At 61.4% G+C, this 21200-nt stretch carries 11 protein-coding genes and 1 pseudogene; 6 read left to right on the top strand and 6 right to left on the bottom strand.

The features are described 5' to 3' along the window. The first annotated feature begins 1 nt into the window (after position 1). Both EV686_RS00305 and EV686_RS00300 read left to right on the top strand, forming a co-directional pair. On the top strand, positions 2-6367 hold the full coding sequence (locus tag EV686_RS00305) for a DEAD/DEAH box helicase (RefSeq protein ID WP_132472309.1): 6366 nt from the start codon (positions 2-4) through the stop codon (positions 6365-6367). A 1-nt stretch (position 6368) separates the two neighbouring features. Then, on the top strand, positions 6369-8477 hold the full coding sequence (locus tag EV686_RS00300; RefSeq protein WP_132472307.1) for a UvrD-helicase domain-containing protein: 2109 nt from the start codon (positions 6369-6371) through the stop codon (positions 8475-8477). Between the two features lie 54 nt (positions 8478-8531). Here EV686_RS00300 and EV686_RS00295 read toward each other — a convergent pair whose 3' ends face one another. From EV686_RS00295 to EV686_RS00270, 6 genes and pseudogenes are all read right to left on the bottom strand, one after another. Next, positions 8532-9395: a phage integrase N-terminal domain-containing protein gene (locus tag EV686_RS00295; RefSeq protein WP_132472305.1), complete on the bottom strand. Its 864-nt coding sequence runs from the start codon at positions 9393-9395 to the stop codon at positions 8532-8534. A 746-nt stretch (positions 9396-10141) separates the two neighbouring features. Next, positions 10142-10416, bottom strand: a pseudogene (locus EV686_RS18765) (HigA family addiction module antitoxin). Between the two features lie 69 nt (positions 10417-10485). Next, a complete protein-coding gene (locus EV686_RS00285) occupies positions 10486-11670 on the bottom strand; it encodes an STY4528 family pathogenicity island replication protein (protein WP_165972449.1) in 1185 nt (394 codons plus the stop codon). Positions 11671-11799: 129 nt separating this feature from the next. Then, positions 11800-14166: a TOTE conflict system archaeo-eukaryotic primase domain-containing protein gene (locus EV686_RS00280; protein ID WP_132472301.1), complete on the bottom strand. Its 2367-nt coding sequence runs from the start codon at positions 14164-14166 to the stop codon at positions 11800-11802. A gap of 10 nt (positions 14167-14176) precedes the next feature. Beyond that, positions 14177-15322, bottom strand: coding sequence for a hypothetical protein (locus EV686_RS00275; RefSeq protein ID WP_132472299.1), 1146 nt, complete (start codon positions 15320-15322; stop codon positions 14177-14179). 42 nt (positions 15323-15364) lie between these two features. Then, a complete protein-coding gene (locus EV686_RS00270; RefSeq protein ID WP_132472297.1) occupies positions 15365-16414 on the bottom strand; it encodes a Fic family protein in 1050 nt (349 codons plus the stop codon). A gap of 311 nt (positions 16415-16725) precedes the next feature. Here EV686_RS00270 and metC point away from each other — a divergent pair, with 311 nt between their 5' ends. The 4 genes from metC to EV686_RS00250 all read left to right on the top strand — a co-directional run bounded on the left by metC (position 16726) and on the right by EV686_RS00250 (position 21197). Beyond that, a complete protein-coding gene (gene metC, locus EV686_RS00265) occupies positions 16726-17934 on the top strand; it encodes a cystathionine beta-lyase (protein ID WP_132472295.1) in 1209 nt (402 codons plus the stop codon). Positions 17935-18083: 149 nt separating this feature from the next. Further along, the gene (locus EV686_RS00260; RefSeq protein WP_132472293.1) at positions 18084-18866 is read left to right on the top strand and encodes an SDR family NAD(P)-dependent oxidoreductase; all 783 of its coding nucleotides are present in this window, start codon (positions 18084-18086) and stop codon (positions 18864-18866) included. Between the two features lie 80 nt (positions 18867-18946). After that, positions 18947-19909 (top strand): Bug family tripartite tricarboxylate transporter substrate binding protein, encoded by a 963-nt coding sequence (locus EV686_RS00255; RefSeq protein ID WP_165972448.1) that lies wholly within the window; start codon positions 18947-18949, stop codon positions 19907-19909. 22 nt (positions 19910-19931) lie between these two features. Beyond that, positions 19932-21197: a D-amino acid dehydrogenase gene (locus EV686_RS00250; RefSeq protein WP_132472289.1), complete on the top strand. Its 1266-nt coding sequence runs from the start codon at positions 19932-19934 to the stop codon at positions 21195-21197. Positions 21198-21200 lie beyond the last annotated feature (3 nt).

Genomic DNA, 21200 nt, shown 5'->3' with positions numbered 1-21200 from the left:
TATGCAACCCCTAATCGTTTCCCAGCAAATCAGCCAAGGCGTCGCCGACTTTCTGCGCGCGGCCTTCCCGGCTACCACGCCGGGCTTCGATGGTCTGATCCAGCGCTTCCTGGCCGACCGCGACCGGGTGTTCAAGGGGCCGTACCTGACTTTGCCGCTGCCGTTTCGCAAGCAGGCCGATAGGGGCCAGCCCGCGTTCGGCTGGCTATCGCCGGGCTTCGTCCCCCATGCCCACCAGGGCCGGGCGTTCGCCCGCCTGACCGGCGAGCAGGCCCGATCGACCCTGGTGGCCACCGGCACCGGCTCAGGCAAGACCGAGTGCTTTCTTTATCCGATCCTGGAGCACTGCCGCGAACAACGGGAACTGGGCAGGCCGGGCATCAAGGCTATCATCCTATACCCGATGAATGCGCTGGCCTCGGACCAGGCCAGCCGCCTGGCCAAGGAGATCCTGCGCACACCGGCCCTGGCCGGTATCCGCGCGGGCCTGTACGTGGGCGAGGCCCCGGCCGAGGAATCCGCCCGTGTGCAGCAACTGGCCGATGGCGGCTTCTCGATCATCACCGACCGCAACGCCCTGCGCGAAAACCCGCCAGATATTCTGCTGACCAACTACAAGATGCTGGATTTCCTGCTGATCCGTACCGCTGATGCGTCGCTGTGGGCGCGGCAGCAGCCGGATACGCTACGTTATCTGGTGGTCGATGAGTTGCACACCTTCGACGGTGCCCAGGGTACGGATCTGGCCTGCCTGATTCGCCGCCTCAAGGGCCGGCTGGAAACGCCGCCAGGGCAACTGGTGTGCGTGGGCACCTCGGCCACGCTGGGCAGCGATGGCGAACAGGATTTGCTGGCGTTTGCCGGCCAGATCTTTGGCGAGACGCTGGATGACCAGGCTGTGATCGCCGAAGACCGCGAGCCGGTGGCGGACTATCTGGCGGATGCCGTGGTGGAGTTCACCCAATCTCCGCAGCCAGACGCCGTGTCGGTGCTGGATCCGGCAGGCCATGACGACTTGCCGTCCTGGCTGGCGGCCCAGGTGCCGCTATGGTTCGGCACCCCATGCAGCGTCGAACAAGTGAGCGATGCGGGCTGGCGCTGTCGGTTGGGGGAAAGACTGAAAAGCCACTTCGCCTTCCAGAACCTGTTGCGCGATATGGAGCGCCTAGGGCCACGCGCCGTGGCGCTGGACGATCTGCTGGCGGTACTGGCGCGCCGCCTGCCACCCCATGCCGACGCGCGCTATCCGCTGCTGTGGCTGGGCAGCCTGCTGGCGCTGGTGGCGCATGCCCGGCAGCCTCGCGGCGTGTCGCTCAACGCGGTAAGCAGCGAACAGGATGTAACCTTCTTCCTGCAAGTCAAGGTGGAACTCTGGCTGCGCGAGTTGCGCCGCATGGTGGCTTCGTTGGACAACCCGCCTCGACTGACCCATCACGACGATCTGGGCAAGGCCGAGCAGGCGCAGGTCTGGTTGCCGGTGATCCACTGCCGCGACTGCCACGCCACCGGCTGGGGCGCGACCTTGCCCAGGACCAGCCCGAACCAGCTCAACCAGGACATCCAGCAGTTCTACAGCGCCTTCTTCGCCGAGGACGTCAGCACCCGCTTTCTGTTCCCCCATGGCGAAAGCGCGGACCCGAAACAGGGGTTCGAGCACAAGAAGGTCTGCCCGCGCTGCGGCACGCTGCATGCGCTGGGACAGACGCACTGCAACTGCGCTGAGGACCCGGTCGCCTTGGTGGACGTCGATGTGACCGCCAACCTGCGCGAAGGCACGCGCAACGGCGCCCGCTATACCCGCTCCCATCATGACTGCCCATACTGCGGCGGACACAAGACACTGTCCATCGTCGGTTCGCAGGCGGCCAGCTTGGCAGCAGTGATGCTGGCGCAACTGTTCGGTTCACGTTTCAACCCGGACAAGAAGCTGATCGCGTTTTCCGATTCGGTGCAGGACGCGGCACACCGTGCGGGGTTCCTGGCGGCGCGGACCTGGCGCTTGAACTTGCGTCCAGCGGTAGCCCAGGTCATCGCTGCGGCGCAGCAGGCCGGGAAACCGCTGACGCTGGCGCAACTGCCGCAGGCCTTCGAGGACCACTGGCTGCCCGCAATGGGGCAGGGCCATTACCTGGCCAACTTCCTGCCGCCGCAACTGCATTGGCTGCGGGATTTCGAAACGCTGATGAGCGAAGGTACGCTGCCAGCCAATAGCGAGTTGCCGCAGGATTTGCGTCGCATCCTGCCGTGGGTGCTGAATGCCGAGTTCGGGCAGGACGCCCATATCGGCCGCAGCCTGACCGTTACCGGAACCGCCAGCGTGGAACCGCCACCGCAGGCACTGACATCGGCCGTGCAGTGGATGCTACCACGCCTGCAGGCCACGCTGGAGCCGCTGTCTGACGTGCTGGCGGATGATCTGGGGGTATTCCTGCAAGGCATCGTGCAATCCATGCAGCGGCTGGGAGCCTGGCGCGACGCTGGCCTGCATTTTTATGCACAGGTCGGCAACCGGCCGTGGGTCTACAAGCGCAATCCGGTTCAGTTCCAGATGCTGTCCGGCCCGCGTCCGCCACGCTTCGTAAGCCTGGTCGATTACCAGCGCTGCGTCGGGGTGTTGGGCAGCCATGCGAAGTGGTATCGCGCCTGGGCCTTCAAGGCACTGAAGCCGCTGCATGCGTTGGCTCTGGGCGCTGACAATCTGCTGCCGGCGCTATATCAGCTGGCATTCGAGGCGCTGGCCGAAGCAGGGCTGCTGGGGGCCGAGCAAGCCGACGGCAAGCCGGAGATTCGCGTGTGGGGACTGGAGCCTGGCGCTTTTCTCGTTTCCCTAGGCAGTCGCGCCTGGCGGTGCGACACCTGCCGCAGCGAGTGGCGCACCGGGACTGACGTTTCGCTTGCCGGGCAGCCTTGCCGGCATCCCGGCTGCCTAGGGCATCTGGAAGCGCTGGCGGAAGGCGATGCAGACTATTACCGCAGCCTGTATCTGCATGCGGACATCCAGCGCGTGGTCGCCCACGAACACACCGGCCTGCTGCCACGCGGCACGCGCGAGCGGGTGGAGCACAGCTTCAAGTCCGATGCCCAGGTACCCGGCAGCATCAATGTGCTCTCGGCCACGCCGACGCTGGAGATGGGGATCGACATCGGCGACCTGTCGGCCGTGCTGCAATGTTCCGTGCCGCCGCAACAGGCCAACTACATCCAGCGCGCGGGACGGGCGGGACGCAGCACCGGCAATGCCTTGTTGCTGACCATGGCGGCCAGCAAACCGCACGACCTGTATTTCTGGGCCGATCCCAAGGAAATGATCGCCGGCAGCGTGCCGGCACCGGGTGTATTCCTCAATGCCTCAGCGGTGCTGGAGCGCCAGTTGACGGCGTTCACGCTGGATTGCTGGGTGCGCGAACGGGGTCGGAGCGCGTCGATTCCGCAGGAGATCCGCATGGTGCTCAGCGCGGTGGACAACGGTGCGACGACGCGTTTTCCCTTCCCCTGGCTGGAGTATGTGGAGGCAGACCGGGCTAGCTTGCTGGATCGCTTCCTGGCGCTGTTCCAGCAAGGTGGCGGGCAGATCCTGACCGAGGCCACCCGGCAGTGGTTGGCACGTTTCGTCAATGGTCGGCAGGACGAGGAAAGCTCCCTGACCTTCAAGATCGTCAGCAAGCTGCAGGGCATCGCCCGTGACGTGGCGCAGATCAAGCGTCTGCGCGAGAAGACCGCCAAGGAAGTGGAGAAGCTGGAGCAACTTCCGGTGCGCGGCGAGGAACAGGAGGAAGAGCTGAAAACCCTGCGCCAAGAACGTGCGGCGTTGGCGCGCCTGATCGGTGGGATCGAGGGCAAGGCCACCCTGAACGTCTTCACCGACGAAGGCCTGCTGCCCAACTATGCTTTCCCTGAACAAGGCGTGCTGCTGCGCTCGATCATCGTGCGCGACACCCGCCGGGAAGGACCGCCTGCCGAGCCATTGACCTTCGAATACGAGCGCCCCGGCGCAACCGCCATCACCGAGCTGGCGCCCAACAACACCTTCTATGCCGAAGGCCGCCGGGTGGTCATCAACCAGGTGGATGTTTCCCGCGTCAAACCCGAGGCCTGGCGCCTATGCCGCCAGTGCTCCTACGCCGAGCCCTTGTCGGCGGGCGACCGGCACCACCAATGCCCGCGCTGCGGCGACGGCCAGTGGCGCGACACCGGGCGTGTCCATGAAATGCTGCGCCTGACCACGGTGTTCGCGCGCACGCTTGATCGCGAGAGTCGGATCGCCGACGACTCCGACGAGCGCACGCGTGGTTTCTACGTGCGCCAGGCGTTGGTGGATAGCCCGCCGGAAGCGGTGCGTCAGGCGTTCGCCATCGACAACCCAAGTTTCCCGTTCGGATTCGAATTCCTTGACCGGGTGACATTCCGCGAGGTGAACTTCGGCGAGCAGACGGTGGATGCCACGCCGATGACCATCGCGGGCGAAGAACTCAACCGGCCGGGCTTCGCCATTTGCCCTGAGTGCGGCACGCTACAGCGTCGCCGCAAGGCAGAAGAGCTTTATCGCAACCATGCCCCCTGGTGCTCACGCCGCAAAACGCCCGAGGCCAGCGCCCAGCAATGCATCTTCCTGTACCGGGAATTCGCCAGCGAAGGTATCCGGCTGTTCCTGCCCGAGGTCGGATTTGCCGAATCCAAGGAAGCCTTGCTGAGCTTCATTTCCGCGCTGGAACTGGGGCTGAGTAAACGCTTCAAGGGTGCGGTGGCGCACCTGCGCATAGCCACCGATGTGCGGATGGCTGCCGACTCGGAGTCGGCGCGAACCTATCTGGTGATCTACGACAGCGTGCCGGGCGGCACCGGATATTTGAAGGAACTGATGCGCGATCCAGCCCCGCTGTTCGAAGTATTCAGTCTGGCGGCAACCGCATTGAACACCTGCACTTGCAACCAGGACGACACCGCCGACGGCTGCTATCGGTGCATGTACCGCTATCGCAACAGCCATGAACGCCAAGCCATCTCGCGCACGGTGGCACAGAAGCTGTTGGCACAGATCCTGGAGCACCGCACAGACCTGAAGCCTGTCGGCAACCTTTCCCAGCAAACGGACAACAGCCTGCTGGAAAGCACACTGGAGAAACGATTCCTTGAGGCACTGCGGCGCGAGCATGCTGGCGTGACTTTCACACTCAAGGACAAACTCGTCGGCGGCAAGCACGGATATCTGGTCCAGGCAGGAAGTCGCCGCTGGCGTCTGGAGTTGCAGGTAACCCTGGGCGAACGCGATGGTGTCGTCGTGCCATGCAAACCGGACTTCGTCTTCTGGCCCGACGACGGCGTGGACGATGTGCCGGTCGCGGTATTCACGGATGGCTGGCAGTACCACAAGCACATCGTGGCCGAAGACTTGGCCAAGCGCATGGCGGTAGCCAAGAGTGGGCGGTTCGCTGCGTGGACGCTGACTTGGGACGACGTCGACGCAGCCTTGCGTCCCGAAGCAGCCTCGGATTCCACGGCCTGGGACGAATTGCTGCTCGGGCCTGCCGATCAGGTGGTCACACGTCTATGCGAGGCCCAGGGGATCGCCTCGTTGGCCGCCTTCCACCGTTTGTCACCTTTCCTCCAACTGCATCGGCGGCTGGCGGAGGGGCGGCACGATGCCTTACGCCGCCTCGCCGGCGTACTGGGTGCGGCCATGTCAGTGCCACCTGGCGATGACGCCGCCTTGCAAGGCTTCAAGCAAGGTGCCTTCCTCCGTCGGCTCGACGACTATGGCTTATTGCCCGACACCCACCTACACCGCTGGGGTCATCGCTCCTGGAGTACTGTCGCGCAATGGCTGGCAGGCCTGTCGCCGGAACAGTTGCAGCAGTGGATGACCGGCCATGCCGCTGTATCCGCAGAGCCTGTCGTGCTGGTGCAGTGGCAACCGGGCGATGTACCGGAGGTCGATCTGCAACGGCGCTGGCGCCATCTCTGGCAATGCCTGAACCTGCTGTTGTCGTTGCGTCATCTTTGGGCAGGCCATGACGAAATGGCCGGCCTGCCTGGTTTTCAGGCCAGTCCTGCTTTACGTCAGGCAGAACAGACGTTCGACAGTCATTGGCAAACGGTACTGGAGTTGGCCAGCCCGGACATGCAGGCGTGGCTGCTTGCGCTGGCGCACGCGGGAACCCCCCTGCCGGAAGTCGGTTTCGAACTGATCGACGAACGCGGACGGGTACTGGCGGAAGCGGAACTGGCCTGGCCTAGCCTGAAGATCGCTGTATTGCTGCTTGATTACCAGGACGATACGCTCCGTTTCGAGACACAGGGTTGGACCGTGCATATTGCAACCGATGACGCGCCAACCCAGGCGTTTCTGGATAGCTTGAAGGAACATTGAAATGGCCCTTTCACCCAAGATTGCCATGTCGGACGACTTTCTTAAATCGTTCGCCCGGATTCCGCGCCAGAACCAACAGGCGGTGCTGACCTTCGTCGCCAAGTTCCGCCAGAACCCGCTGGCCAGCGGTATCAACTACGAGCGCATCAATGATGCCGCCGATGCCAACATGCGCTCGGTGCGCATCAACGACAACCTGCGCGGCATCATCCTCAAGCCCGAAACAGGCGATGTGTATTGCCTGCTGTGGGTGGATCGCCACGACGATGCCTATCAGTGGGCCAGGCGTCACCGCGTCGCGATTCACCCTGACGTGGGCAGCCTGCAAGTCTATGCTGTACAGGAAGCCCAATCCCTGCCCGACGATGAAGTCGCCCAGACCGAAGCTTCCCAAAGCACGGGTTTGTTTGCGGACTTGCGTGACCGGGAGATTCGCAAGCTAGGTGTGCCGGAAGAACGCCTGGCAGCCGTGCGAGCAGCCTTATCGGAAGCGGACCTGGAGGCCCTCGAAGCTCAATTGCCGGATGAGGCCTTCGAGGCCTTGTATCTGTTTGCCGCCGGCGAACCGCTGGACAAGATATTGGCCGAACGGGTACCTGCCGATGCGGTCGACCCCGAAGATTTCGGCGCCGCTTTGGCGCGCGACAGCACGCGCCGTCACTTCGTGGTGCTCACCGATGACAGTGACCTGGAGGCTCTGCTGGCCGCCCCACTGGAGCGCTGGCGCGTGTTCCTTCATCCGAGCCAACGCAAACTGGTGGAAGGCAACAAGAGTGGCCCCGTCAAGGTCACCGGCGGCGCCGGCACCGGCAAGACGGTGGTAGCTATGCATAGGGCAAGGTGGTTGGCCAAGCAATATGCAGACCTTCCGGGTCGCCCGATCATCTTCACCACCTTTACTCGCACACTGGCCGAAGACATCCGTCATAACCTGTCTCTGCTGTGCTCACCACAGGAATTTGCCAAGATTCAGGTCGTCAACCTGGATCAGTGGGCTTTGGGGCTGCTGCGCCGTTTCAATTGCGCCTACACATTGCTCTACGATGAAAAGCAGCGCCGTGGTTTCTGGCAGGCTGCCTTGTCTGCGCTGCCCACAGGTACTGTCTACAGTGCTGCTTTCCTGAGGGCGGAATACGAGCGCGTGATCCTGCCCCTAGGATGCGAAACAGCGGAAGATTACATGCGCGCCCGTCGCGTCGGGCGTGGCGGACAATTGGGTCGTTTGCAGCGCAAGGCCTTGTGGCCGGTGTTTGCCGAATACCGGGCGCAATTGCATGCCGCCAACCTGCGCGAGCCGGAAGAAGCCTTCCGGGAAGCCAGTCAGTTGATCGAGCAGGAAAAGCCGCAACTGGGCATCCGCGCCATGGTGGTGGATGAGGCGCAGGACATCAGCGCCGCTGCCTACACCCTGATTCGTGCGGCCGTACCCAGGGCCGAGAACGATTTGTTCATCGTGGGTGATGCCCACCAGCGCATCTATCGCCACAAGGTGACGCTTGGACAGGTGGGGATCGAGGTACGGGGCCGCAGCCGTACCCTCAAGGTCAATTACCGAACAACCGATGAGATTCGGCGTTGGGCCTGCGCGCAGTTGGAAGGTATCGAGATCGACGACCTGGATGGAAGCATCGACAGCTTGCGCGGCTATCGCTCATTGACCCACGGCGACTTGCCGGAAGTCTTTCCATCCGCCTCCTTGCCACAGGACGTGGAGCACATTCTGTCCGTAGTTGAACATGGCAAAGCCGATGATATCGAGGCCAGGCGCATCTGCGTCACGGCCCGCACCAATGAAGATCTGGATGCATTGGCACTAGCCTTGCGGCAACGCGGTATAGATTGTCTCAGGCTGGATCACGGCACGACGGATGATCCTGCGGAAACAGGCATCCGACTGGCGACCATGCACCGTATCAAGGGGCTGGAGTTCGACATCGTCATCCTGGCCGGCTATCGCGGTGCCAGGCAGTATGCCGAGCAGTTCAGCCATGACGAAGATGTCGGTGTCACAGACGACACGGAGGTTTCCGAACGTTGTCTATTGCACGTTGCGGCAACACGCGCCAAACGGCATCTGTTTGTGCTCGCCAGGGGTGACTCACAAGATTGATCCGTCAAATTGCTGGGAACAGCTGGTGTTGCAATAGGTGGCCTGATCGGAATTTCACGTTCCCAGGTAGATCGCTGTTACTGTCGCACGCTCATGTCCCAGCTCATGGCTGATCTGCTGTCGAGCATGTTGGTCACTCATTCTCTGACTGCTACTGAGCTGAGTTTTACCAAGACCACCCGCCGCCGGCGCCTTCCACCCCGTCAATACCTCATACCGCATCTGCGCATACCGATGCCGCAACCCATGCATGTTGCTCAACCCAGCCGCCTTGCACTGCCCGTCGTAGAGATTCCGCTGCTGAATGTAAGTCTTATGCGATGGAATCAATGATCCCAGGCCTGCCAGGCGATGAGCCTCATTCAGCACCGCACGCTGTTCCGGCGTCGAGATTGGCACCGTCCGATCACGGCCGCCTTTGGCCCATGATCCCTTGATAGCGATATCGTCGCCACGGTCGGCGTAGCGGGGCTGGAACTTGATGGACTCTTCCCGCCGTAAGCCGAAGGCAGCCTGCAAACGCAGGCTCATGCGGACATGGGGGTCGTTGATCCTGTCCAACCTGTCACCCAGCTCCTTGGCCTTGCTTTCATTGGTCACATAGCGCCGCTCGGGAATGCCCAGCTTGGTGTTGTCTGCCGGCAAGATGCCTGCCTTGCCAACCTTCTCGGCCCACCAGCGTAGATGTGCCATACGGTTCTTCAGCGTGCCGGTCGACAGGCCTTCGGCTTGCCAGCGTTGCAGCAGGGCTTCGACATGCTTGCCCTTCAACGACGTAGCACGCATCTGGCGGAAGCCTGCTTCGCGCAATTGATGAGCAGCCAGGCTCAGCGAGCGCTGCCGGTCGGCTTGGGTGGCGTGGCTGCCGTCGCGGTTGCGCAGGCAGAGTTGTCGCAGGGTATAGGTCAGGTCGTCCATCGGAGCGTCCCTCCATCGGTTGTCGGTTATTGGGGGCTGAGATACAAGGGTCAGTGTTTGTGCCAACTCGCCAAGACGAGATCCCCGTAGGGGCAAGGGCCAGGTGCTCAGTTCACCTGTGGCCTCGAATGAGGCATCCGCCGCGCTTCCTGTAGGAAGACCAGGCGGAGGAGTTGCAAGGGACGACGACGCGATGTGCTGGGATGGATTCCTCCTGTGGAGTGATGGAAAAAGGCGCAAGCATGTCGTGCCAGGTCGGGACGACCGGCAATGCACGCCGTATATGGCAAAGCGCCAACTGGCACTGGACGACTAGGATTAGCGGGATGAACCACGCCGAAGATGAGGAAGGCTCTGCCCGTGGGTAGGGCGGCACACCGAACGAGCCTGGGGTGTGCCTGGGAGGGTTCCTTCCGGCAAACCGGATCAGCGCTTACAGGAACCTGCGCTATCGAGGCCACCGTGTGGGAACGGCATGGAAAGCATGGCGATGCTCCATGTGGCGCTTACTGCCCCGCACCAAGGTTCCGGTGTTCATACCCACCGGCAGGTCATTGCAAGGCCAGTATGCCGGGGCATCATCATGTACGCAGCAATCAATACGGTACCGCGCCAACCCGTATTGTTGCTGCAGTTCGTCGGGCCGTCACTGCGGTAGGCAGTGACGGCCCTATAACCGGAGCCAGGCACGGCAGCAAGCCTCTGTTACCAAGGGCTGGCGCACTCATCCACCACTTTCACTGTGTCTACAGACGCTTGATCGGTGGATGTGGCCGCTGCCGAGCCTGCCACAGGTCATAGACGATCTGCTCATTCAGATACTGGCTCGCACTGCCCAAGCCCGCCAGCTCCAGCCGATAGGCCAGATCAGCGCTGATGGCGGCACGGCCATTCAACACAGTGGAGAGTTGACCACGGGAGTAACCCAGGTGCTCGGCAGGGCAGTGATGCTCAGGCCAGTAGCGGGCAACACATCCTCGCGCAGGGACTCGCCGGGATGCGGTGGATTGTGCATGGACATGGCGTAGTACCCCGAGATAGAAACCTGCGACAGCGTGGTTTAACGAAACATCCAGTGTAAAGTCATACCTTACGTTGCGCCAAGCGATCCAGGCATTCCTGCAACGTGCGCCCCTTTGATCCGAGAGGGCAGCACGCCACTGCCCGCCATGCTCTCAATGATCTGTCCAACCGATTTTGCGGGCGTCTGCAGGATTTGCCGAATCTGCGCCAAGGACTGCTCCACCACCTCGCGAGAGGCCAGTTTGAAGACTGGGACATCAGGCAATGCAGAAGCTGCAGGCGGCGAGACCTGCAATCCACTGGCTGCTGTTGCAGGCGTTTGCTGTGCAGCAGGCTTACGCGCGGCCCACAGCTTGAACATCCCGTTCACCGCCTTCTTGATCAGCCCGTACAGGTAGGCAATGGCGTTATGCACAGCACCCGAGGCGCAGCGCGCATCCCATTCCGCCAGAACAGCTTGGCGTTGTTCAAGCGCCAAGCCCCTGAGACGCGCCATAAGGATTTGCTGTTGATCCTGCGGCAGTTGCCGGAAGCGGATCGGCAAATCTGACCCGGATATTTGCACTTCGGACTGTGACGGGTACGTATGTACGTCTTTTAATACTTCTTTTTCTACAGTACGTACTGTTGCAGTGGATGCCGGTGCGGCCTTCGGAATGTCCTGCCTGGCTTCGACGGGCCTGTTCGTGATGGGACTGCGACCGTCGGGTGGCGTTGACCCACTTGGGCCACCTGGATCATGGTCATCGTCATTGCCCCGCAGCTGTTCGATGCGTTCCCTCGCTGCAGCAGGCAACCTCTCCAAAGCATCAGGCTGACGCATGGCCTCGTCGAGGATGGACCGAGCCAACTGGCGAATCGTCGCACTGCTATGGCTGAGTGCCTGTTCGAGCAACGGCAGGTAATCGTCGTCTTCCAGACATGCCTCGACGAAAGTCAGCGGTTGATTGCGCACGGCATAACGGCTAGCCATGGAGAATCCGGTCATGGGATTGCGACGGTATTCGACCAGGGCAATCCAGGTGGACAGCCGCAGGCACAGCACGGCCCTGGACACGGTTTCAAGGGCAGCCTGCTTGCTGCCCGGCGCGCTGGGCAGGTATTTGCGTAGCGCATCGTAGCTGAGGACCACGGTGCCGTCGCTGCTGGCCAGCGCGCGGAAAGTTAGCCAGGCATTGCGCTCCAGCGGCGTCAGCCGCTCATCCAGCAACAAGGCTTTCGGGGTGATGATGTCTGAAGGTTGATGAGACATGGCAAGGCTCCTGTCGGTATCGGCCACATGGCCAAAGGAGCCGCCATCTCACCCCAGCATTACCGCTGCCGCCGCAAACAATCCGAACTGCGCGCTACCCGTATTTATTGCCAAATCAAGAAACTCGCTCTACACAGGAAATTCCAGGTTCAATTCCCCCGTTGCAACCATCCGATAACCCATTGCCTGGTAACCTCTCTGTCGCCGTTCCCACATGCGCAGCAGCGAAGGATGCCCGGAGTCGATGAAGTCAATGATGCGCACGCACTGCTTGCCTGCCTGCGCTCGGTGCAGGCGACCGGCATACTGTTGCAGCGTACCTTTCCATGAAATAGGCATAGTCAGCACCAGCGTGTCGAGCGGCGGATGGTCGAAGCCTTCTCCCACCAGCTTGCCACTGGCCAGCAACACCCGCGGGCTATCGGCATCCAATGCATTCAAGGCAGTGATCACACTGGCGCGTTGTTTCTTCGACTGACGGCCATGCAGCAGGAACAAGGGCTGGACACGACCGATCAAAGCGGCATGCAGGGCATCAAGATGATCGGTCCTTTCGGACAAGGCCAGTACCTTGCCTCCCTGTGCAAAAACCTTCGCGATCTCGTCGGCGATCGTAGCGGTACGAGTGATATCGCTGGCAAGCTGACGAAAGATGTCCTGGATGGCAGCTTCTTCGGGAAATGCAGTTTGCGCCGACAGGTGGCGTGGCACACACTCCAGCATCTGGGGCGCACCAGTCGGTTTGGCTGCAGTATGTTGGATCGGGCCGCACTGCATGAACAGAATGGGCTGACGGCCATCGCGCCGGATCGGTGTGGCAGTCAATCCTAGGACATAGCGGGCACAGACACGTTTGAGAATGGCTTCAAACGACACTGCCGAGAGGTGATGGCATTCGTCGACAATGACGTGCCCGTAATTTTCCACGATGGGGTTGGTTTCTCCCTGCCGATGTATGGACTGCATGACGGCAATGTCGATGCGGCCGGTCGGCCTGGACTTGCCGCCGCCAATTACGCCGACCATCTCCTTGCCGCAACCCAGGAAAGTCTGCAGCCGTTCCTGCCACTGCCTGAGCAGTTCCGTGCGATGCACCAGTACCAGCGTGTTGACGCCACGCCGGGCGATCAGTGCCGCAGCGGTGACGGTTTTTCCGAAGGCAGTGGGTGCGCACAGGATGCCGGTATCGAAGCGGAGCATCGCTCTGACGGATTGCTCCTGGTCCTCACGGAGTTGGCCTGCGAACTCGACAGCAAGGGCTTGGCCGCCGCAGCGTTCGTCCCGCAGTTCGCAGCCGATAGCATTCTCACGCAGTAGCTCGCGGACGGCATCGAGGCAGCCACGCGGCAGGGCGATATGGTGGGGGAAATTCTCGGCGCAACCAATCAGGCGAGGCTTGTTCCAGACCGGCAGGCGCAGCGCCTGGGCCTGATGGAACTCAGGATTGGCGAAAGCGGCCAGACGGATGAGCCGATTGGCCAACACCTGCGGGAGTGCGTCCTTCTCGATGTAGATGAGATTGGCCATGGTCAACGTGAGCGAGGCCGGCATCGCACCCATCAACCGTTGCCGACTCCCTGCCGAACGCTGCCATGGCTCGTGCTGGTCTTCGTCGGTGGCGAAGGTGACGTCCAGTGGATGAGAGCCGCCGGTGGCGCGCAGGATGACAGGCTCGATGTCGTGCGGCCCTATCGTCTGCAGCGAGGCAAGGAAGGCCCACTGGTCCGGATGCGGTTGCAGGGCGTCGTCCACGAAGACACTTGCCCGACGCTCGCGAGGCATCTTCTGCAAAGGCAGGGCGATCAGGTTGCCGAACCCACCCTTGGGCAGGGTGTCCTGATTCGGAAACAGACGATGGTAAGAGCCCAGCGACAATTGTCGCGTACGGGCACAGGTGTGGCTGATAAGCGCAGCTCCCAAGCGGCGCGCATCGCGGGCGGCGACACGGCCAGCAAAGAAGATCCAGGCATGGGCGCCATTGCCAGAGCGAGAAATTTCCAGCGCGACCGGAACATCCAGTTCACGACAGGAGAGAACGAAGGCTCGGGCATCATCACGCCAGTCCGATTCGTCGAAATCCACGGCAAGCAGATGGCAATCATCGCCTGACAACAGTGGATAAAGGCCGATGGTATGACGTCCCGCCAGGTGATCGAAAAGGACTTGGTCAGTCAACGGCAACAGTTGCCGCTGCTGGCAGTCACCGCACTTGATGCGGGGCTTCTCGCAGACGCCTGGACGCCATTCGTTCGCACATGCCGGCGAGTATCCGCTCTTGCCTGCCTTGCTTTCCCATCGGACTGGATAGACATCGGTGCGGCCCCGGAATAACCGGCCAAAGAGCGCGACTTTCTCGTCTGTGGTCAACGATAAAGTTGCCGGAAACTTGGGAACCGGGGCAGGTGTTTGCCAAACGATGCCGTGCTCTTCAAGCATGGCGATCAAGCGGGCGTTCTCGGCACGAAGGCGGGCGAGTTCGTCGTCGCGGCCAGTCATCGCCTGCGCTTTATCCTGACCACAAGCCCGCTTCGGCCAGGCGACGCAGCAGTGCCGCCCGCTTGGCGTGAGAGACAAGAAAGCGCCGCAACTGGTGATCGAAGGCGTCTGGGCCGGCAACCAACGCATACCCTTCAGCAAGCACCTTCAGCAGACTGACCGTTTTTTCGTAGCCGGATGCACTGCCGCGAGATGCCTGTTCACTTGCCGCTTTCCAGTATTTGTCCGGCGAGTCCATGATCCGGCGTAGTTCGGCCTCGCGTTTCTGGCGCCGTTCCGCCTCGCGTTTTGCATGAGCCTGAGCTTCGCGAGCCCGCCTGGTTGCGGCAGCCGATTGCGCCAGTTCTCGCAGTTCCGCCACTTGGCGTCGGACAGCCCCCGAAGATGCCGGGCGTTGTGCCTTGAGCCAGGCCGCGTAGCGCGACTTTATCTGGCGTTCCGCCTCCTGGCCCCGGCCCAATGCAATTGTCTTGAGCACGTCCTGCATATCCGCCGTCTGCCAGGTATCCAGCCAGGTGGATATTGACAGCGTTTCGTCGTGCGACGAAGTGGCCGCGGCACTGTTCATGCTGGCGGCTTCAAGCAGATCCGGGTCGATTTCCAGAAACTCGACCAAGGCCTGCTGCGCTGGCGAGAGGTCGGCTAACCCACAAGGCACTTCCGGCTCCAGCACGTCATCGTGCAAGGCATTGCCAGCAGCCAACCAGCCCAGGTACAGAGGCCGCAAATCGCCGCGCATCAACTCATCTCGCAAGGGAATCAACCTGCGCATCCAACCACTGCCGTCGTCTTCGGCAAAGCGGTCATAATCCTCGCTTTCCTCCAGCATCCAACTGACGATCCAGTGCGAATCGCTGAATTCAACTGACAGCGCAGCCGAACGGGTGAAAGCATCCAGCTCGGCGTTACGGAAAACGGCCTTCGGCAGTCGCAGCGACACATGACAACTGCACCAATTGGCCGAATAGACAAAGGCATCGAAATAGCGCCGCATCCATTCGGCAGGATCGGCCTTGAGATCGCCCCATTCATAGTGATTAGTAAAACCGCTGGGGCTAATGACCGCCCGGGTAGAAACAGCGCGCAGCTCGGCCATCTCGGTACGGGTCAACGGTCTGTCGATGGCCGCGAATTCGTAGTATTGGTATTCACTCATGATACTGATGTCCGATGGGCCTTTCTGGATTTGGCAGGCAACTCAGCGCAACTCGTACCACGTCCCACGCCCGCCCCCCTGTTGGACCAAATGCCCCTGTTCCACCAGTGTACGGAAGTGCTGTTTGAGCGTATTGCGGTTGCCGCCGGTCAGGCGAATGGCTTCGGCCATGGTGATCCTGCCGTGCTCGCGCGTGAATTCGACGATCTGCAATGCCAGGTCGGGCAGCTTGGCCAGCACCAGTTTCTCGCGCTCGACCTTGCGTTCCAGGCGACGTGCCTGCTGGGATAGTGCACGCAGGAAAAACACCAGCCAAGGCTGCCAATTCGGCGCGTCGGAGCGGATGCTGCCTTGTGTCTGGCGAAGCGCTAGGTAGTAGGCTTCCTTGTTCTGCTCGATCACGCTTTCCAGTGAGCTGTAGGGCACGTAGGCATAGCCGGCCTGCAGCAGCAGCAACGTGGTCAGCACCCGGCTCAGGCGGCCGTTGCCGTCCTGGAACGGGTGAATCTCCAGAAACACCACGACCCAGATGCCAATCAGCAGCAGCGGGTGCAGGCGACCCGTTTCTCGTTCCTCGCTGAACCAGGCCACCAATTCGGCCATCAGACGTGGCGTATCGAAAGGCGTGGCAGTCTCGAAGACAACGCCCAACTGTTTGCCGTGTTCATCGAAAGCAGCCACGCTGTTACTGGTGGTCTTGTAATTGCCGCGATGCCAGTCATCCTTATCGCTGTAGGTCAGCAGGTCGCGGTGCAATTGCCGGATGTGGTTTTCTGTCAGCGAGATGTCTTGCCAAGACATAAACACCAGTTCCATGACTTGGGCATAACCAGCGACTTCCTGCTCATCGCGCGTCTCGAATGACTTGATCTGCAGATTGGACAACAAATGCTCGACTTCGCGATCCGACAGCTTGCTGCCCTCGATACGAGTCGAGGAGCCGATACTCTCGATGGTAGCCACCCTCCGCAGTGCCGACAGCCGATCCGGTGCCAGCGTGCCCAGCGCACGCCACGCGCCCTTGAATTCGTCTATCCCAGCGATCAGGCTCAGGATGTCGGTGGTGATCTGGAGTGAGTCTGTGCGGATCATGCAACCAATAGTACACCCATTTACACCCAAAAATCCTCGATCTCCATTTAGCAACCCATTTACGCCCATTTCAGTAAACCAGTGGCAAGGAACGATCCACTATGCATCCTAGAGGGCCCCTGTCGGGGAAACGACAGGTCGCATGTGCGCCGCACAAAAAAATATAATCCTTATCCAAGAAAATATATGGAAAAATTTTCCACTAATATCCATAAACCTTGGAAAATTTAGACCATATTTCCCAAGCTTGAAACGTAGAATATTTTCAGCCTTTTTTCTTTTGTCCCGCTGAATTTCCTTCTACGACTGTCATGCTCAAGAAACTACAAACCTGCACGGAACTGCTTCATGGCGGACGCGATCCCGCTCTCCACGGCGGAATGGTCAATGTGCCTATCTATCGCGGTTCCACCGTACTGTCCCACTCCCTGGAGCAGTGGGAGTCGCGCAAACAGCCGGACAATCCCTACGCCTCGTACGGCCGTTTCGGTACGCCCACCACCCGTGCGTTGGAGGAGTTGGTAGCCGACATGGAAGGCGGCTATCGATCATTGGTATTCCCGTCGGGGCTGGCCGCCTGCACGCATGCCATTATGTCCGTGCTGTCCAGCGGCGACCATATTCTGTTGCCCGACAGCGTCTACGGCCCGACACGCGCATTCGCGCAGAATACCCTCGCGCGCTTCAATATCGCCGCGGAGTTCTACGCCCCGGATATCGGGGCGGGCATCGGCGCCTTGCTGCGCCCCAACACTCGCCTGGTCTATGTCGAAGCGCCCGGCTCGGGAACATTCGAAATGCAGGATATCCCCGCAATCGCCGAGCAGGCGCACAAGGCTGGGGCCTATGTGGCGATGGACAACACCTGGGCCACGCCGCTGTACTTCAAGCCGTTCGAGCATGGCGTCGACATCTCGATACAGGCCGCCACCAAGTATCTCATCGGGCATTCGGATGCGCTGCTGGGCGTTGCAACGGCCAACGAGCACGCCTGGCCCCTGCTGCGCAAAGGCGCGCACGACTTCGGGCAGACGATCGGGCCCGACGACATATTCCTGGCGCTGCGCGGCATCCGCACATTGCCGCTGCGACTGCGGCAGCACTGGGATACCGGCGTCAAGCTGGCGCAGATGCTGGCGCAGCATCCCCTGGTAGCGCGCGTGATGCATCCCGCACTGCCCGGCGACCCGGGCCATGCGCTCTGGAAGCGCGACTTCCTGGGAGCCAGCGGATTGTTCGCCATCGAAACGATCCCCATGCCCGCGCCGGCATTCGCCCGCTTCATCGATCAACTGCGCCTGTTCGGCATCGGATTGTCCTGGGGTGGCTATGAAAGCCTGGTGCTGCCGATGGATGCGCCGAAACGCAGCGCCTCGCCCTTTGAAGTCAAAGGAAGGATCGTACGCATTCATGCCGGCCTGGAAGACAGTCAGGATCTGATAGCCGATTTGCAGCAGGCGCTGCAATGCGCTTCGGACTCTCTCGCCGTGTCTGGGCAGGCCGTGGAGGCAGGTATTTAAGATCCGGACACCGCAAATCGCCGACTTAAGCAGTCTGCCAAATAACCAGTGCCAATGAGCACAAGCTTGACGAATTTTGCGAAACAATCGATGCTGCTTGCATCAATCAGAGAATAATCGACTTATCAATACCTTTGGAGGAGGATGCCATGGATCTACAAATTGCCGGCAAGCACGCTCTTGTCTGCGGCGCAAGCCAGGGAATGGGCAAAAGCTGCGCCCAGCTTCTAGCCAAGGAGGGTGTCAACCTGACCTTGGTCGCACGCAATGAAAGCGCGCTCGAGAAAATAGCGCAGAGCCTGCGCAACGACTACGGCATAAAGGTAGACGTCCTGAGCAGCGACCTTTCCAAGCCTGAAGGGCGCAGCAAGGTACTGGCGCACTGCGGCAATCCGGACATCCTCATCCATAACGGCGGATGGCCCGATACCGACGGCGACTACAGTGCATGGACCCGCGAAGACTGGCTGAATGCGATCGATGCCATGTTCCTGTCCCCGGTCGAACTCATTACAGGCGTGGTGGGAGGCATGGTCGAACGAAAGTTCGGCCGCATCGTTGCAATCACCTCGCGCTTCGTCAAAGAACCCAAGCTCGGCCTCTCCCTGTCCGTCAGCCCTCGTCTGGGCCTGTCCGGATTCATGACCGCCCTTGCGCACGAAGTGGCGCCGCACAACGTCACGCTCAATACGGCACTGCCCGGCATCATCGCCACCGAAACGCAATATCAGCATGGCCGCGATCTGGCGGCGCAATCCGGCAAGACTTTCGAGGAAATCTGGAAGGAACGCTCTTCGACCAACTCCGCGGGGCGTTTTGGAGAACCCGACGAGTTTGCTTCGCTGTGCGTGTATCTGTGCTCGGCGCCTGCCGGATTCCTGACGGGTCAGCACATCTTGTGCGACGGGGCTGGCTATCCCGGTATTTTTTGATTCGGTTGTCACCAGGCGCCTGTTGCACGCGGTAGGGCGCCTTTCATCCATGGATGCATCTTAGACACGCAGAGGAAATCATGAAAAAGACAACGTTGCTGAAAATGGCCGCGGTATTTCTGAGCACCACCGCCATTGCCCATGCCCAGTATCCCGACCAGCCCATCAGGATCATCGCTCCCTTCGCCGCGGGCGGCTCCGTCGACATCGTCGCCCGCATGGTGGGAGATCCGCTGGGCAAGGCCCTGGGCACGCCTGTCGTCGTCGAGAACAAGTCCGGCGCATCAGGCATGATCGGCACCCAGCAGGTTGCCAGCGCGAAACCCGACGGCTATACCCTGCTGGCCAACTCATCGATTCATGTGATCGTCCCTAGCCTGTATCCCAAGATCACCTACGATGCGCTCAACGATCTGCAGCCCGTCAGCCAGATCACGCTTGTACCGCTGGTGCTGGTTGCATCTCCATCCGCACCGTTCAAGGATGTGAAGGAAATGATCGCCTGGGGAAAGCAGCAGGCCAGCGGCATGAGCTACGCGTCCGCGGGTAACGGCTCGACGCCGCACCTGGCCGGCGAAATGCTGGGCGAGGCTACCGGCGTCTCGGTGGTGCATGTCCCTTACAAGGGCAGCGGCGCGGCAATGCTGGATGTCATGGGCAATCAGGTGCCGGTCATGTTCGACGCCCTGACCGCGGTCATGAGCCATATCCAGGGCGGCAAGCTGAAAGCCCTGGCCGTCGCTTCGCCGCAGCGCGTCCCCACCCTGCCCGATGTCCCCACATTCGCGGAGCTGGGCTACCCTCAGTTCGACCTGAGCACCTGGCATGGCATCTGGGCTCCCAAGAATACGCCCAAGGAGATCGTCGACAAACTGTCCGGCGAGCTTGCCCGCATCAGCCACGAGCCCGACATGCGCAAGCGCATCGAGGACCTGGGCGGCCAGCCGGTCGGCAACTCGCCGGAAGAGTTCGACGCATTCGCGCGTTCCGAACACAAAAAGTGGGGCGACATGATCAAGCGCTTCAACGTCGTGCTCGAATAATCACCCGGAGGTTTCCACCGCAATGGACGTCATCGTTCTCGGCGCCGGCATCATCGGCGTCACCACCGCCTGGTATCTGAGGCAGAACGGGCACAATGTCCGTGTTCTGGAGCGGCGCGAACAGGCCGGCCTGGAAACCAGCTTTGCCAATGCGGGCCAGGTGTCTGCCCATCTTGCAGACCCCTGGGCCAACCCAAGCACGCTGAGCTCGGTCTTCACATGGCTTTTCCGCGACGATACGCCGCTGGTATTCCGTCCGAAAGCGGACATCCATCAATGGTCGTGGCTGTTCAAGTTCCTGCGCGAATGCCCCGCCAGCCGGTACAACCGCAATCTCGTCCACCTGGCCAACCTGGGCGTCTACAGCCGCACGTCGCTGCAGGAGCTGCGCGCGCGGACCGGCATCGAATACGACGGGCGGCAGCGAGGCATCCTGCTTTTCTTCACCGAAGACGACAAGCTGCAGGGCGCTGCGGCCGCCGCCAGGCGCCTGGCGGCTTCGGGATTGCGCCGCGAAGTACTGAGCGCGGAACAATGTCTGGAGATCGAGCCCTCCCTTCAGTCGATACGCAGCGAATTGAAGGGAGGCATCTACTCCCGTTATGACGAAACGGGCGACGCGTTCAAGTTCACGCAACGCCTGGCGGAGCTTGCCCGCGACGCGGGCGTGCAGTTCGATTACGGCTGCGCCATAAAACGCATCGATGCGGCCGGAAACGGCATACAGGCCATCGAGGTGCAGCAAGCCGATGGCCGTACGGAGCGCTGTACGGCGGACCAGTACGTACTGTGCCTGGGGCCGGCATCCGCGCCCATGGCGCGCAAGATCGGCGTCAACCTGGACATCTATCCGGTCAAGGGATACAGCGTCACCCTGCCGGTGCGCGAGGGCGCCCTGGCCGTCGGCATGGGCCTGACGGACGCCGCCCAGAAGATGGCATTCTCCCGCCTGGGCGATCGGGTGCGCGCCACGGCCATTGCCGAAATCGCCGGCTATGAGCGCTCGATCGACCAGAAGCGCTGCCTGCAGATCGTTGCCAATGCCCAGCGTCTGTTTCCCGATGCGCTCGACGTCGATCAGGCGCAATATTGGGCTGGCCTGCGTCCCATGACTCCCAGCAACCTGCCGATCATCGGGCGCAACGACCGGTACCGCAATCTGCTGATCAACGCCGGGCACGGCACCATCGGCTGGACGCAATCCTGCGGATCGGCGCGTGCCATTTCCGACATCATCGAGGGCCGCCGGCCCGATTGCGACTACCCATTCATCGGCGCGATACGCTGATAC

The organism is Paracandidimonas soli (assembly GCF_004342005.1).
Lineage (GTDB): Bacteria > Pseudomonadota > Gammaproteobacteria > Burkholderiales > Burkholderiaceae_B > Paracandidimonas > Paracandidimonas soli.
Note: the sequence above shows the minus strand (reverse complement) of the source record. Positions and strands in the feature narration are given on the sequence as shown.

What these genes read in the sequence shown, in the direction of transcription:
- EV686_RS00305 (WP_132472309.1), top strand. Translation starts at nt 2, where the DNA reads ATGCAACCCCTAATCGTTTCCCAGCAAATCAGCCAAGGCGTCGCCGAC.
- EV686_RS00300 (WP_132472307.1), top strand. Translation starts at nt 6,369, where the DNA reads ATGGCCCTTTCACCCAAGATTGCCATGTCGGACGACTTTCTTAAATCG.
- EV686_RS00295 (WP_132472305.1), bottom strand. Translation starts at nt 9,395, where the DNA reads ATGGACGACCTGACCTATACCCTGCGACAACTCTGCCTGCGCAACCGC.
- EV686_RS00285 (WP_165972449.1), bottom strand. Translation starts at nt 11,670, where the DNA reads ATGTCTCATCAACCTTCAGACATCATCACCCCGAAAGCCTTGTTGCTG.
- EV686_RS00280 (WP_132472301.1), bottom strand. Translation starts at nt 14,166, where the DNA reads ATGACTGGCCGCGACGACGAACTCGCCCGCCTTCGTGCCGAGAACGCC.
- EV686_RS00275 (WP_132472299.1), bottom strand. Translation starts at nt 15,322, where the DNA reads ATGAGTGAATACCAATACTACGAATTCGCGGCCATCGACAGACCGTTG.
- EV686_RS00270 (WP_132472297.1), bottom strand. Translation starts at nt 16,414, where the DNA reads ATGATCCGCACAGACTCACTCCAGATCACCACCGACATCCTGAGCCTG.
- metC (WP_132472295.1), top strand. Translation starts at nt 16,726, where the DNA reads ATGCTCAAGAAACTACAAACCTGCACGGAACTGCTTCATGGCGGACGC.
- EV686_RS00260 (WP_132472293.1), top strand. Translation starts at nt 18,084, where the DNA reads ATGGATCTACAAATTGCCGGCAAGCACGCTCTTGTCTGCGGCGCAAGC.
- EV686_RS00255 (WP_165972448.1), top strand. Translation starts at nt 18,947, where the DNA reads ATGAAAAAGACAACGTTGCTGAAAATGGCCGCGGTATTTCTGAGCACC.
- EV686_RS00250 (WP_132472289.1), top strand. Translation starts at nt 19,932, where the DNA reads ATGGACGTCATCGTTCTCGGCGCCGGCATCATCGGCGTCACCACCGCC.